This window comes from Streptomyces sp. NPDC004111 (assembly GCF_042874215.1).
Classification (GTDB): Bacteria; Actinomycetota; Actinomycetes; order Streptomycetales; family Streptomycetaceae; genus Streptomyces.
The window spans coordinates 67,645-81,341 of sequence record NZ_JBIAMU010000032.1 but is presented as its reverse complement, the minus strand read 5'-3'; the positions used below and the strand labels follow the sequence as shown (position 1 = coordinate 81,341).

12 protein-coding genes are annotated in these 13,697 nt (G+C 70.3%); 8 read left to right on the top strand and 4 right to left on the bottom strand.

Features of this window, described 5'->3' with window-relative positions; all coding sequences use genetic code 11:
* Nucleotides 1-234: 234 nt before the first annotated feature.
* The 5 genes from pheA (at nucleotide 235) to ACFYVL_RS41305 (ending at nucleotide 6,128) form a co-directional block, all read left to right on the top strand.
* Nucleotides 235-1,170, top strand: coding sequence for a prephenate dehydratase (gene pheA / locus ACFYVL_RS41325; protein WP_389254659.1), 936 nt, complete (start codon nucleotides 235-237; stop codon nucleotides 1,168-1,170).
* 640 nt (nucleotides 1,171-1,810) lie between these two features.
* Nucleotides 1,811-3,088 carry a serine--tRNA ligase gene (gene serS, locus ACFYVL_RS41320; protein WP_389254657.1) on the top strand — a complete coding sequence of 426 codons (1,278 nt, stop codon included), beginning with the start codon at nucleotides 1,811-1,813 and terminating at the stop codon, nucleotides 3,086-3,088.
* Nucleotides 3,085-3,933: an HAD family hydrolase gene (locus tag ACFYVL_RS41315; RefSeq protein WP_389254655.1), complete on the top strand. Its 849-nt coding sequence runs from the start codon at nucleotides 3,085-3,087 to the stop codon at nucleotides 3,931-3,933. The genes serS and ACFYVL_RS41315 overlap by 4 nt, the downstream gene beginning before the upstream one ends.
* Nucleotides 3,934-4,113: 180 nt before the next feature.
* On the top strand, nucleotides 4,114-4,788 hold the full coding sequence (locus tag ACFYVL_RS41310) for a FadR/GntR family transcriptional regulator (protein ID WP_389254653.1): 675 nt from the start codon (nucleotides 4,114-4,116) through the stop codon (nucleotides 4,786-4,788).
* Nucleotides 4,789-4,856: 68 nt separating this feature from the next.
* The gene (locus tag ACFYVL_RS41305) at nucleotides 4,857-6,128 is read left to right on the top strand and encodes a CynX/NimT family MFS transporter (protein WP_389254651.1); all 1,272 of its coding nucleotides are present in this window, start codon (nucleotides 4,857-4,859) and stop codon (nucleotides 6,126-6,128) included.
* A 170-nt stretch (nucleotides 6,129-6,298) separates the two neighbouring features.
* Here the strand turns inward: ACFYVL_RS41305 and ACFYVL_RS41300 are convergent, their stop codons facing one another.
* From ACFYVL_RS41300 to ACFYVL_RS41285, 4 genes are read right to left on the bottom strand one after another with little or no spacing between them, the layout of a single operon-like run.
* A complete protein-coding gene (locus ACFYVL_RS41300; protein WP_389254649.1) occupies nucleotides 6,299-7,018 on the bottom strand; it encodes an ABC transporter permease in 720 nt (239 codons plus the stop codon).
* 15 nt (nucleotides 7,019-7,033) lie between these two features.
* A complete protein-coding gene (locus ACFYVL_RS41295; RefSeq protein ID WP_389254647.1) occupies nucleotides 7,034-7,945 on the bottom strand; it encodes an ABC transporter ATP-binding protein in 912 nt (303 codons plus the stop codon).
* Nucleotides 7,942-8,844: an ABC transporter permease gene (locus ACFYVL_RS41290; RefSeq protein ID WP_389254645.1), complete on the bottom strand. Its 903-nt coding sequence runs from the start codon at nucleotides 8,842-8,844 to the stop codon at nucleotides 7,942-7,944. Before ACFYVL_RS41290 ends, ACFYVL_RS41295 begins: the two co-directional genes overlap by 4 nt.
* A complete protein-coding gene (locus ACFYVL_RS41285; RefSeq protein ID WP_389254643.1) occupies nucleotides 8,834-9,841 on the bottom strand; it encodes an ABC transporter ATP-binding protein in 1,008 nt (335 codons plus the stop codon). The genes ACFYVL_RS41290 and ACFYVL_RS41285 overlap by 11 nt, the downstream gene beginning before the upstream one ends.
* A gap of 256 nt (nucleotides 9,842-10,097) precedes the next feature.
* On the opposite strand from ACFYVL_RS41285, the gene ACFYVL_RS41280 reads away from it, so the two are divergent.
* Genes ACFYVL_RS41280 through ACFYVL_RS41270 form a run of 3 tightly spaced genes read left to right on the top strand, consistent with a single transcriptional unit; the run spans nucleotide 10,098 to nucleotide 13,674 of the window.
* A complete protein-coding gene (locus ACFYVL_RS41280; protein ID WP_389254641.1) occupies nucleotides 10,098-10,946 on the top strand; it encodes a M24 family metallopeptidase in 849 nt (282 codons plus the stop codon).
* Nucleotides 10,943-12,727, top strand: coding sequence for an SDR family oxidoreductase (locus ACFYVL_RS41275; protein WP_389254639.1), 1,785 nt, complete (start codon nucleotides 10,943-10,945; stop codon nucleotides 12,725-12,727). Before ACFYVL_RS41280 ends, ACFYVL_RS41275 begins: the two co-directional genes overlap by 4 nt.
* Nucleotides 12,724-13,674 (top strand): metal-dependent hydrolase, encoded by a 951-nt coding sequence (locus tag ACFYVL_RS41270; RefSeq protein ID WP_389254637.1) that lies wholly within the window; start codon nucleotides 12,724-12,726, stop codon nucleotides 13,672-13,674. Before ACFYVL_RS41275 ends, ACFYVL_RS41270 begins: the two co-directional genes overlap by 4 nt.
* The last annotated feature ends 23 nt before the right edge of the window (nucleotides 13,675-13,697 follow it).

The window sequence follows — 13,697 nt, the reverse complement described above, 5'->3', positions numbered from 1 at the left end:
TGTAGATGTCGCAATCCACACCGAACCCGGAAGGCCCTCACTCGTTCAAGATCCCCAAGCCATGGAATCCGTCACCAACCTCCATGGACAGAACAGCTAGGGCGGACGCCGATGCGTCAGCCGTGGGGTCTTCCCGGTCGCTCCAGGACCAAGGAGACCGCCGGGGAGCAAGAGGCGGGTGGTACTCCTGAGACAACCGGGCGGGCCGCTCGTACGGGCTACTAGGGTGACCGTATGTCAGCCACGCGCTACGCCTATCTCGGTCCCGAAGGCACCTTCACCGAGGTCGCCCTCCGCACTCTCCCCGAAGCAGCCACCCGTGAGCTCGCCCCGATGGTGTCGGTGCCGGCCGCGCTGGACGCCGTACGCAACGGGGAGGCCGCGGCAGCCCTCGTCCCGATCGAGAACTCGGTCGAGGGCGGCATCACCGCCACGCTCGACGCGCTGACCTCGGGCGAGCCGCTGATGATCTACCGCGAGGTACTGCTGTCGATCCGCTTCGCGCTGCTGGTGCGGCCGGGCACGAAGCTCACCGACATCAAGACGGTCACCGCCCACCCGGCCGCCCAGCCGCAGGTCCGCAACTGGATCAAGGCGAATCTGCCGGACGTGGTGTGGGAGTCGTCCGCCTCCAACGCGGACGGCGCGCGGCTGGTGCAGGAGGGCCGGTACGACGCCGCCTTCGCGGGCGAGTTCGCGGCGGCGACGTACGGACTGGAGCCGCTGGTCACCGACATCCACGACGCGGTGAACGCGCAGACCCGCTTCGTCCTGGTGGGCCGCCCGGCCCGGCCCGCGGCGCCGACGGGCGCGGACAAGACGTCGGTGGTGATCTGGCTGGGTCCCGACCGCCCGGGTGCGCTGCTCGAACTGCTCCAGGAGTTCGCGGTGCGCGGGGTGAACCTGATGCTCATCCAGTCGCGGCCGACGGGCGCGGGCATCGGGAACTACTGCTTCGCGGTGGACGCGGAGGGCCACATCGCGGACCGGCGGGTGGGCGAGGCGCTGATGGGCCTGAAGCGGATCGCGCCGAAGGTGCGGTTCCTGGGGTCGTACCCGCGGGCCGGGGTGGCGGTGGAGGACGTTCCGCAGCTGCGCCACGGAACGTCGGACCAGGAGTTCGTGGAGGCCTCGGACTGGCTGGTGCGATGCCAGGACGGCCGGGCCTGAGCGACCCGAACCAGGGCCCGAACTGGGGCCCGAACCGGGGCCTGGTCCGGGGCCTGGTCCGGGCCCGAGCCTGCCCGGATCCGCATGCGGAAGCGGCCCTCAGGAATATCCACAGAGTTATCCACAGGGGGCTGCCCATGCTTGGGGACAAGTCGACAACGTAATGCGACATGGTCGACAAATCGCCCTAGTGGCCACTCATCCCTCCACAGGCCGACAGGTCCCGCCGTGTCAGCCCAGTCACCTTCATCAACTCTTTCGAGAGGGCAATTCCCACTCGAACGAGTGCGTGGAGGTGGTTTGGCGAGGAAATCCTTCGCCCCTGATGCACCTTTCGGAGGGATCCATTCCGGCATCCACAACTCTTTCGCACACCCTGTGGATAACTTTCCGGAACCGCGCAACCCTGTGGACAAGGCTGGCCAACTCCCGCCCCGCGCAAGGGAGAAGAGTCAAAGGGACTCCGCCACACTGCCCCGTTCCGGGGTAATGCGCCCGATTTCATTGACGCCCCGAAGTGCTCCCGGCCGGCCCGTCCACCGCCTCCACAACACATTCCCAATTCCGGCAATACGGTCAAACGAGAGTGTCCCGCAATATGAGGTCGAGGGGCGGAAGCAGTCACCGGTAGCCTGGTGGGGTGATTGACCTTCGCCTGCTCCGTGAGGACCCCGACCGTGTTCGCGCCTCCCAGCGCGCCCGTGGAGAGGACGTCGCGCTCGTCGACGCCCTGCTCTCCGCCGACGAGCGGCGCAGGTCGTCCGCCGTCCGCTTCGACGAGCTCCGCAACGAGCAGAAGACGCTCGGCAAGCTCATCCCCAAGGCCTCCGGCGACGAGAAGGCCGAGCTGCTGAAGCGCACCGGCGAACTCTCCGCCGCCGTGAAGGCCGCGGACGCCGAGCAGAACGAGGCCGCCGAGGAGGCCCAGCGTCTGCTGCTGCGGCTCGGCAACATCGTGCACACCGATGTTCCGGTCGGCGGCGAGGAGGACTTCGTCGTCCTGGAGACGCACGGCACCGTCCGCGACTTCGCCGCGGAGGGCTTCGAGCCCAAGGACCACCTGGAACTCGGCGAAGCGCTCGGCGCCATCGACGTCGAGCGCGGTGCCAAGGTGTCGGGCTCGCGCTTCTACTACCTGACCGGTGTCGGCGCCCTGCTGGAGCTCGCCCTGGTCAACGCGGCGATCGCGCAGGCCACCGAGGCCGGCTTCGTCCCGATGCTCACCCCCGCGCTGGTCCGCCCGCGCGCCATGGAGGGCACCGGCTTCCTCGGCCAGGCCGCGGAGAACGTCTACCACCTGGAGAAGGACGACTACTACCTGGTCGGCACCTCCGAGGTCCCGCTCGCCGCGTACCACATGGACGAGATCATCGAGGCGGACAAGCTCCCGCTGCGCTACGCGGGCTTCTCGCCGTGCTTCCGCCGCGAGGCCGGCACGTACGGCAAGGACACCCGGGGCATTTTCCGGGTGCACCAGTTCGACAAGGTCGAGATGTTCTCCTACGTGCACCCGGAGGACGCCGAGGCCGAGCACCAGCGTCTGCTGGAGTGGGAGAAGCAGTGGCTGACCGGCCTCGAGCTGCCGTTCCACGTGATCGACGTGGCGACCGGCGACCTCGGCGCCTCTGCTTCGCGGAAGTTCGACTGCGAGGCGTGGATCCCGACGCAGGGCAAGTACCGCGAGCTGACGTCGGCGTCGAACTGCGACGGCTTCCAGGCCCGGCGGCTCTCGATCCGGATGCGCGACGGCAAGAAGGTCCAGCCCCTCGCGACGCTGAACGGCACGCTGTGCGCGGTGCCGCGCACCATCGTGGCCATCCTGGAGAACCACCAGCTGCCGGACGGTTCGGTGCGCGTCCCCGAGATGCTGCGTCCGTACCTCGGCGGCCGTGAACTCCTGGAGCCGATCGCCAAGTGAGCACGATCGCACCAAACGTCTCCGAGAGCACGGATGCGGCCGAACCGTTCCCGTACCGGCTGATCGCGACCGATCTGGACGGCACGCTGCTGCGTGGCGACGAGACGGTCTCGCAGCGCACGCGCGACGCGCTCGCCGCCGCCACCGCGGCGGGCGCCGCGCACATCGTGGTGACCGGCCGGTCCGTGGCCTGGACGCGGCACATCTTCGAGGACCTCGGGTACGAGGGCCTGGCGGTGTGCGGGCAGGGCGCACAGGTCTACCACGCGGGCGAGCGCCGGCTGCTGACCTCGCTCACCCTGGACCGCCAGCTGGCCGGGCTCGCGCTGTCCAAGGTCGAGGCGGAGATCGGCCCGCTGGCGCTGGCCGCCAGCCGGGACGGCATAGACGGTTCGGTGCTGATCGGTCCCGGCTACCGGGTGCAGGAGGGGCCGCTGCCGTACGTGCCGTTCACCGACCCGGCGGACGTGTGGGCCGCGCCGCTGACCAAGCTGTACATCCAGCACCCGGGGCTGTCCGACGACGACCTCGCGACGGTCGCACGGCAGACGGTCGGGAACCTGGTGGACGTGGTCATGGCGGGCGAGGGCGTGGTGGAGATCCTTCCGCTGGGCCTCAGCAAGGCCACCGGCCTGTCGCTGGCGGCACGCCGGCTGAAGATCAAGGCCGCGGAGACGATCGCCTTCGGTGACATGCCGAACGACATCCCGATGTTCGGCTGGGCCGGGCACGGCGTGGCGATGGCGAACGCGCACGACTCCCTGAAGGCGGTCGCCGACGAGGTCACCGCCTCCAACGAGGAGGACGGCATCGCCGTGGTCCTGGAGAACCTGCTCAAGCGCTGATCCCGGAACCGGGGACGGCAGGGGGTGGGGCAGCACCGGAGGGTGCCGCCTCACCCTCTTCTCGTGGCGTGAACAATTAGCGGCCGTGTACACCTATCCCCGATTCAGTTGTAGGATGACTGGGCAACCGGGCGAATGACGTCGCCCCGGCCCAGACTCCTCACGGAAGCGGACCTCTCCATGGCACTCCGGGCAGCGGGACGGAAATCCCTGGTGGACACCGTCGTGGAACAGCTCCGCGACCAGTTGACCGCCGGGGAGTGGTCCGTCGGCGACCGCATCCCGACCGAGCACGACCTGGCCGAACAGCTCGGCGTCGGCCGGAACACGGTCCGCGAGGCGGTCCGGGTGCTGGTGCACGCCGGGCTGCTGGAGTCGCGGCAGGGCAACGGCACCTTCGTCCGCTCGACCGCCGACCCCGCCGCCGTACTGCGCGGCATGCAGCACGCCGGTGCCCTGGAGATCCTCGAACTGCGGGTGGCCCTGGAGGCGGAGGCCGCCCGGCTGGCCGCCGTACGCCGGGACGAGGACGACCTGCGTGCGCTCCGCGCGGCGCTGGCCGCACTGCACGAGCACGGCGACCGGGCCGCCGACGCCGATGTCGCCTTCCACCGCGGCATCGTCGCGGCCACCCACAACTCGGCGTACACCGAGGTCTACCGGTTCTTCTCTGCCCAGGTGCACGAGTCCCTGGTCACCTCGCTCGGCGACCACGAGATGCCGCCCATCGACCTGGCCGCGCACACCGCCCTGGTCGACGCGGTCGAGAGCGGCGACCCCGCTGCGGCGGAAGCGGCCGCGAGGGCGCTCCTCCAGGTGCCGATCGACGTGATCCGCACGCTCCTGGGCCGCTGACCGCCGCGCCCCCTCCCCCTCCCTCCTTCCCGCTGTCCGCTTCACCCCATTCTCGAAAGGTGCTCGTTTTGTCACGCCCGGATGCCGATCAACTCCTCCTGGACGCCGAGGCCGACGTCCGGCCCTCACCCCAAGGGGTCGCCGCGCGGCGGGCGTTGCTGGCGCATCCGGTGCTGCTGCTCGTCGGCATCGTGCTGGCCTCCCTCAACATGCGGGCCGCACTGGCGAGCGTGTCCCCGCTGGTCGGTGAGATCAGCGAGAGCTTCGGCCTGTCCTCGACGGCCACCAGCCTCGTGACGTCCGTGCCGGTGCTCTTCCTCGGGGTCGGCGCGCTGGCCGCCCCGTGGCTGGGCAGGCGCTTCGGCACCGAGCGGGTACTGTTCGCCGCCCTGCTGCTGCTCGGCGTGGGCATTCTGGTGCGGGTCCTGCCGGCCACCCCCGCGCTGTTCGGCGGCGGTGTGCTGATCGGTGTCGCGATATCCCTCCTCAATGTGCTGATGCCGGGGCTGATCAAGCGGGACTTCCCGGACAGGGCCGCGTCGATGACCTCGGTCTACACCGGTTCGATGATCACCGGTGCCACCATCGTGGCCGCCACCTCCGTGCCCCTGGAGAAGGCGTTCGGCGGGAGCTGGGAGGCCTCCCTGGCGTTCTGGTCGCTGCTGGCCGCCGTGGCGGCGGTGGCCTGGCTGCCCCAGGTGCTGATCGCCCGCGGCCATACCGGACACGAGCACCGGGCCGCCCCCGCCACGGCCGACGGCGCCGCCCCCAGGAGCGTCTGGAAGTCGCGGCTGGCCTGGCAGGTCACGCTCTTCATGGGCCTGCAGTCGCTGTGGTCGTACGTCCTGATCGCGTGGATGCCGACGATCTTCACCGATCACGGGATGAGCCGCTCCACTGCCGGTGTGGTCTTCGCCTTCAACAACCTGATCCAGGTCGCGGGGGCCTTCGCGGTACCGCTGCTGGCGGGGCGGATGCGCAGTCAGCGTCCGCTGGTCGTGCTGGTCACCTCTCTGGTCGCGGCCGGCTATGTCGGCCTGATGGTCGCCCCGGTGTCCGGGGCCTGGCTGTGGTCGGGGATCCTCGGCATCGGCCAGGGCGGTGCCGTGGGCCTGGCGCTGACGCTGATCGTGCTGCGGTCCGGCGATGCGGTGACGGCGGCCCGGCTCTCCGGAATGGCACAGACGATCGGCTATCTGCTGGCCGCGGTGGGCCCGTTGGCGGCCGGTGCGGTGTACCAGGTGACCGGCAGCTGGACGGTGCCCATCGCCCTGATGCTGTGCGTGTGCGCGACGGCGCTGGCGGTGGGGCTGTTCGCGGCCCGGGACCGCAAGGTCTGACCCGCCCCGGGGTTCGGCCCGCCGCAGGGGCCGCCTCTCGGAAGTGCTGTCTCTGTCCAGGTGTCAAGGTCCGAGGACTCAGGGCCTGTGCACGGAACCAGGGGCGCCCCCGGTTCGTATGGGAAATACGAACCGGGGGCGCCCCTCGTTCCCGAAATTGCCGCGAACGGCTATTCCTCACCCGCAAGAGTGAGCGACCGCAGTTTCTGGCCCGCGTACCAGGTGGCCAGGCCGGTGACCGCGACCAGCAGGATCACCGCCATGGGGAGTCCGACCTGGGAGTTGATGGCCCCGGGCGCACCGACCTTCTCGGCCACCGCCAGGGCCCACTGCTGGACGCTCAGCGTCCGCGCCCCCGGCACCAGGCTGCCGAACAGGGTCTCCCACACCAGCGCGTACACCAGGCCGAAGACGACCGCGTGCCGGGAGACCGTGCCGAGGAGGAGGAAGAGCGCGCTGTACGCGATCGAGGCGACCAGGGCGGCGACCGTGTAGGCGATGGCGATCTGGCCGCCGTTGCCGTTCAGGACGAAGCCCGCGATGAAGGTGGGAATCGCGGAGAACGCCATGGTCACGGCGATGGCGACGATCAGCTTGGTGAAGATGATGGTGGGCCGCTTCACCGGCTTGGCCAGCAGGTAGACGATCGAGCCGTCGTCGATCTCCGGGCCGATCGCCCCCGTGCCCGCGATGACACCGATCAGCGGCACCATCGTGGCGAGCGCGAAGCCGCCGAGCACGCCGTTGGCGACGCTGTCGTCCTCTCCGGCGAGCAGCCGCACCGCGACGGAGATGACGATGAGCAGGGCGGGCAGGACGAAGAGAATGGCTGCCCGGCGGCGGCCGAGGAGGGCCCGGTAGGTGAGCCGGGCGACTGTGGGTTCGTACATCGCAGCAAGCTCCTTTCAGGCCGTGACGAGGTAGGAGAAGACCGATTCGAGGGACTCGTCGGAGGGCTGCACCGTGAGCAGGCGGATGCCGTGCTCGCGGGCGACCTTCGGGAGCAGCTCGGTGAAGCGGCCGAAGTCGACGGCCTGGATGCGCAGCGCCCGCTCCGTGTAGTCCAGTTCGATGCCGGCCGTGGACGCGTCCGCGATCAGTGCGGCGGCCAGCGCCCGGTCGTCACTGGAACGTACGAGGTAGCGGTGCGGGCGGTCCGTCATCAGCCGGCGGATCTTACGGAAGTCGCCGGAGGCGGCGTGCCGTCCCGCGACGATCACCTCGATGTGGGAGGCGAGCTGCTCGACCTCCTCCAGGATGTGCGAGGAGAACAGCACCGTGCGGCCCTCGGCTCCCATCCGCCGCAGCAGCTCCATCAGCTGCATGCGCTGGCGGGGATCCATGCCGTTGAACGGCTCGTCGAGCAACAGCACCGACGGGTTGTGGACCAGGGCGGACGCCATCTTCACGCGCTGGCGCATGCCCTTGCTGTACGTGGCGATCTTGCGGTCCTGGGCGTACTCCATCTCGACCGTGGCCAGCGCCTTCTGCGCGGCGGCGTCGTCGAGGCCGTGCAGTTCGGCGTTGGCGACGACGAACTCGCGGCCGGTGAGGAAGTCGTACATCGATTCCCGCTCGGGGACGACGCCGATCTCCTTGTAGATGCCCTCGTTGCGCCAGATCGGGCGGCCGTCGAGGGTGACGGTGCCGTTGGAGGGGGCGAGGAAGCCGCCCATCATGTTGATGAGGGTGGACTTTCCGGCGCCGTTGGGTCCCAGGAGGCCGGTCACGCCGGGGCCGATGGACATGGTCACGTCGTTGACCGCGACCACGTTCCCGAACCAGCGGGAAGCCTTGGTGATGTCGATCGTGGTCACAGCCCGACCTTCCGGTAGCGGCGCATCAGGACGGCGTACGAACCGGCGATGAGCGCGAGGACGACCAGCAGATAGACCACGCCCGCCCCGGTCCCCGGGCCCTGCCCGCCGGGGAAGGCGGAGGCGGCGCCGAGGAAGGCGGTCTGGACGCCGTCGATGAGAGTGATGGGCGAGAAGAGGCCGAGCCAGGAGATCGCGCCCTCGGCGCCCTGGTCGAAGGCGATGGCCTGGACGGTGGAGACCGCGCCGTAGGAAATGGTCAGCAGTGCGATCACGGCGGCCACGCCGAAGCCGCGGCGCGGGGTCAGCGCGGCCATGACCAGGCCGAGGCCGGCGAACAGTACGGACAGCAGTGCCACGGAAACCATCCCCTGGGCGAATCCCTTGGTCTGCGTACCGAAGTCGAGCTCCGCGAGCAGCGATCCGATGTAGAGGATCACCACCGGGACCGCGGTCAGGAAGAACAGCGCCGAGGCCATCGCCGCGTACTTCGCGAGCACGTAGTCGGCGCGCTCGATGGGGCGGGAGAAGTACAGCGGGACCGTCTTGAACCGCAGGTCGCGGGAGACGGACTGGGGTGCCTGCGCGGCGAGGAAGAGCCCGATGATCGCCTGCGTGACGATGGCGTACCGGGTGTATTCGAGGGGGAGGTCCTTCATCTTCGTCGCGACGGCGACCGCGACGATGATGCCGGCGGGCAGGCACATCACCGCGAAGAGGATCATGGGCAGCACCTTGGACTTGGCGCTGCGGCCGAGGCCGAAGGCCCCGCGCAGGGACTGCGAGTAGAGCGACCGGCGCGCGTAGGAGCGGCCGAGCCGCTGGCCCTCGTACTTGCGGTAGCCGATGTTGTGGATGCGCGTCGGGTCGGCGCCCGGCGGGGTCAGCTCAGTTGCCATCGTGGCCGCCTCCCTTCTGCGGGACGAACTCTGATTCCTGGGGCTGCTGTTGCTGCTGACCGCCGGTGCGGAAGACCTCGGCGATGTGGTGGCGCCGCTGTTCCATCCGGACCAGTCCGATGCCGAGGTCGGCGACGGTGTCGCGCACCAGGTCGTACGTCGCCTCGCCCTCGCCCTCGACGAGGAGGATGTGGCCGGCGCCGGGCAGGCCCTGCTCCTCGGCCTCGTGCAGCTTCGCGCCGGCCGCGGTGAGCGCCTCGCGCAACGCGCGCGTGCCGTCGGGGTGGGCGTCGGAGTCGGTGACCTCGACCGCGAGGGTCGTGGTGGTCTGGGTGAAGTCACTGGTCGAACTGGACCGCAGCAGCGCTCCGCCGTCGATGACGACGACGTGGTCGCAGGTGCGCTCCAGCTCGCCCAGGAGGTGCGAGGTGACCAGGACCGAAATCCCGAAGTCGGTGTGGACCCGGCGGATCAGGCCGAGCATCTCGTCCCGGCCGACCGGGTCGAGGCCGTTGGTCGGCTCGTCGAGGAGAACCAGCTGCGGGTCGTGGACCAGCGCCTGGGCGAGCTTCACCCGCTGCTTCATACCGGTCGAGTAGCCGCCGATGGGGCGGTAGCGCTCCTCGTAGAGGCCGACGTGGCGCAGGGTGTCGGCGGTCCGCTCGCGCGCGGCGGTGGCGGGCAGCCCGGACATCCGCGCCATGTGGACGACGAACTCGGTGGCCGAGACGTCCGGTGGCAGACAGTCGTGCTCAGGCATGTACCCCACGCGCTCGCGGATCTCGGCGCCGCTCGTGGCGACGTCGAGGCCGAGCACGGCGGCCCGGCCCTCGGTGGCGGGGGACAGGCCCAGCAGGATCTTGATCAGGGTGGACTTGCCGGCTCCGTTGGCGCCCACCAGGCCGGTCACCCCGGGCCCGATGTCCAGGGAGAGCCGGTCGAGCGCGGTCACCCGGGGGAACCGTTTGCTGAGGCTTTCAGTCGCGATCACAGTCACTCTTCGAAGGTAGTGGCGAAGACCACAATCGACGTCAACCCAGGTGGTGGTTCCTTCCTCCACCTCTGGTCGTACGGGCCCGTAGGGGAGACCCGTACCGGGGGTGGACGGGACAGCGCCCGGCCCACCCGGGGGTGGATTGCGCGGGGTTGTCCACAGGGTCTTGTCCACACCCCTTGACGCAGCCGCCGGGCATTGTCACATTCATCAGTGTCAAGTTACGGACGCGTACCGCTACACGGGACGGACGGGTGGCATGACCTCAGCAGTGATGGGCGAACTCACCGCGGAACTGCGGGGGTTCAGAGAAGTGCAGCGGCTGGCGTACGAGTGCGCCGAGGCCGTTGCCGCGCAGCTCAAGCCGGGTGTGACCGAGCGTGAGGCGGCCCGGATGCAGCGGGCGTGGCTGCGGGAGCGCGGCGTGCGCGACTGGTTCCACCTGCCGTTCGCGTGGTTCGGCGACCGGACGGCCTTCACCGGTTTCCGGATACCGCTCCAGTTCTTCCCGACCAACCGGCGGCTGGAGGCGGGGATGCCCTTCGTCCTCGACATGGCACCGGTGTACCGGGGCTTCACGGCCGACATCGGGTACTCGGGGTGCCTGGGGCTCAACCCGGTGCACGACAAGCTGCTGGCCGACCTGGAGGCGCACCGTGCGCTGATCCTCGCCGAGGTGCGCGAGCGGCGGCCGCTGCGGGAGATATACGAGAGCGTCGAGCGGCTGATGGTGCGCCAGGGGTACGCCAACCGGCATCGCGCGTACCCCTTCGGCGTCATCGCCCACAAGATCGACCGGGTGAAGGAGCGGGCCTGGTCGCCTCAGGTGTTCGGGTTCGGGACGCAGTCCCTGAAGGGGCTCGCCTCGGACGCGCTGCACGGGCACCGGGACGGCTGGTCGCCGCTGTGGAGCCCGTACAAGTTCTCCGACCACCCGCCGCAGCCCGGCCTGTGGGCGGTGGAACCGCATCTCGGTTTCCGGGGTACGGGCGCGAAGTTCGAGGAGATCCTGGTGGTCACCGACTCCCGGGACCCCGAGCAGAGCGCGTTCTGGCTGGACGACGACCTGCCGCACGTGCGGCGCTGGGCCGAGGAGAAGGCGGCATGAGCGTGGGAAACGCGGGACTTGAGGGAGCGCGGGAGCGCCGGGTGCGGACCGGCGGGATCGAGCTGTGCGTCGCCGAACTGGGCGACGCGGCACAGCCGACCGTGCTGCTGGTGCACGGCTACCCGGACAGCAAGGAGGTGTGGTCCGAGGTCGCGACCCGGCTGGCGGAGCGCTTCCACGTGGTGCTGTACGACGTGCGCGGGCACGGCAGGTCGACGGCTCCCCGGCCGCTGCGCGGCGGTTTCACCCTGGAGAAGCTGACCGACGACTTCCTGGCGGTGGCGGACGCGGTCAGCCCGGACCGTCCGGTGCACCTGGTGGGGCACGACTGGGGTTCGGTGCAGGGCTGGGAGTTCGCGACGGTCCGCCGGACGGAGGGCCGGATCGCGTCCTTCACCTCCATGTCGGGCCCCTCCCTGGACCACTTCGGGCACTGGATCAAGAAGCGGATGTCCCGGCCGACCCCGCGGCGCACGGCCCAGCTCCTCAACCAGGGCGCCAAGTCCTGGTACGTGTACATGCTGCACACACCGGTGCTGCCGGAGCTGGCCTGGCGCGGGCCGCTCGGCAAGCGCTGGCCGAAGATCCTCCAGCGGGTGGAGAAGGTCCCGGCCGGCGGCTACCCGACATCGTCGCTGCCGCAGGACGCGGCCCACGGCGCCTGGCTCTACCGGGACAACGTGCGGGCCCGGCTACGCAGGCCGCGCGCGGACGCGTACGCCCATGTGCCCGTGCAGCTGATCACGCCGACCGGCGACGCCTTCCTGTCGGAGCGGCTCTACGACGAGCTGGAACAGTGGGCTCCGCAGCTGGTGCGCCGCTCCCTGCCCGCCAAGCACTGGGTGCCGCGCACCCGGCCCGACCAGCTGGCCTCGTGGATCACCGAGTTCGTCACGGCGAACGAGGACAGCGCCGCCGGGGTGGCGCCGCGTGCCGCGGTGGCGTCGGGCAGGTACGCCGACCGGTTCGGTGGGCAGCTGGTGCTCGTGACCGGGGCGGGCAGCGGGATCGGGCGGGCGACCGCCTTCGCGTTCGCCGAGGCGGGAGCCCGGATCGTGGCCGTGGACCGGGACGCGGAGGGCGCGTCCAGGACCGCCGAACTCTCCCGGCTGATCGGGGCACCGGACGCCTGGCCGGAGGTCGTCGACGTCAGCGACGCACAGGCGATGGAGAAGCTGGCGGAGAAGGTCGCCGCCGACTACGGCATCGTCGACGTCCTGGTCAACAACGCGGGTATCGGCATGGCCGGTTCCTTCATGAACACCTCGCCGGAGGACTGGAAGAAGGTCCTCGACGTCAATCTGTGGGGCGTCATCCACGGCTGCCGCACCTTCGGCCGACAGATGGCCGAGCGCGGCCAGGGCGGCCACATCGTCAACACGGCCTCGGCCGCGGCGTTCCAGCCGTCGAAGGCACTGCCTGCGTACAGCACCTCGAAGGCGGCGGTGCTGATGCTCAGCGAGTGCCTGCGCGCCGAGCTGGCGGGGCAGGGCATCGGCGTCAGCGCCATCTGCCCCGGCCTGGTCAACACCAACATCACGGCCACCTCCCGCTTCACCGGGGTGTCCGAGGAGGAGGAGAAGCGCAGGCAGAAGCGGTCCTCGCGGCTGTACGGGCTGCGCAACTACCCGCCGGAGAAGGTCGCCGATGCCGTGCTGCGCGCGGTGGTGAAGAACCAGGCGGTGGTCCCGGTGACACCGGAGGCGCGCGGCGCCCACCTGATGTCCCGCTTCACCCCGAAGGCGCTGCGCGCGCTCGCCCGATTGGAGCCGCCGCTGTGAGCAGCACCGAGGACGGGCCGGGCGCCGACACCGGCAGCGCCAGCGAGCGGGCATACGTCATCGCACCCCGCAGGGTCTCCTTCGACTGGCGCGAGACGCCGCTGCACTGGATACCCGGGGAACCGACCGCCACCCATGTGATCAATGTGCTGCACCTGCTGCTGCCTGCCGGTGAGCGCTGGTTCGTACGGGTCTTCAAGGAGGCGCTGCCGCTGGTCCGGGACCCCGAACTCCTCCAGCAGGTGAAGGGGTTCATGGGGCAGGAGGCCACGCACAGCGTGCAGCACAGCTATGTGCTGGACCACCTCGCCGGGCAGGATCTGGACACCGCCGCGTACACCCGGCACGTCGACTTCCTCTTCGAGAAACTCCTCGGTGAGCGGCCGCCGTTCGGGGCGCCGGTGCCCGCACGGGAGTGGCTGCGCTTCCGGCTCTCCGTGGTGGCGGCGATCGAGCAGTTCACGGCGGTGCTCGGCGACTGGGTGCTGCGCGCGGACGGGCTGGACCGGGCGGATCCGGATGCCGTGATGCTCGACCTGCTGCGCTGGCACGGCGCGGAGGAGGTCGAGCACCGGGCGGTGGCCTTCGACATGTACCAGCACTGCGGCGGCGCGGGCCTGCCCCGGTACGCGCGCCGGATCGAGGGCATGGTCGTGGTCGCGCCGGTGATGCTGTGGCTGTGGGCCTGGGGCGCCTCGTACCTGATACGGCACGACCCGCAGCTCGCGGGACGGCTGCGCTACTCGCTGCGCGAGCACAACAGGGCGGTCGCGAAGGGGCTGCTGCCCGACTGGCGCGAGCTGGGAGCGGCGATACCCCGCTACTTCCGGCGGTCGTACCATCCCTCGCAGGAGGGCTCGCTGCGCAGGGCCGTCGAGTACCTGGCGACCTCGCCCGCGGCACGCGCCGCGGCGGGAGCGGTGGGCCGCTCGGCGCTGCGGCCCTGAGCCGCTGGAAGGCCCGGGGAAGC

Coding starts and splice junctions, on each gene's coding strand:
- pheA (WP_389254659.1), top strand. CDS start 235: ATGTCAGCCACGCGCTACGCCTATCTCGGTCCCGAAGGCACCTTCACC.
- ACFYVL_RS41310 (WP_389254653.1), top strand. CDS start 4,114: ATGGCACTCCGGGCAGCGGGACGGAAATCCCTGGTGGACACCGTCGTG.
- ACFYVL_RS41300 (WP_389254649.1), bottom strand. CDS start 7,018: ATGTACGAACCCACAGTCGCCCGGCTCACCTACCGGGCCCTCCTCGGC.
- ACFYVL_RS41290 (WP_389254645.1), bottom strand. CDS start 8,844: ATGGCAACTGAGCTGACCCCGCCGGGCGCCGACCCGACGCGCATCCAC.
- ACFYVL_RS41280 (WP_389254641.1), top strand. CDS start 10,098: ATGACCTCAGCAGTGATGGGCGAACTCACCGCGGAACTGCGGGGGTTC.
- ACFYVL_RS41275 (WP_389254639.1), top strand. CDS start 10,943: ATGAGCGTGGGAAACGCGGGACTTGAGGGAGCGCGGGAGCGCCGGGTG.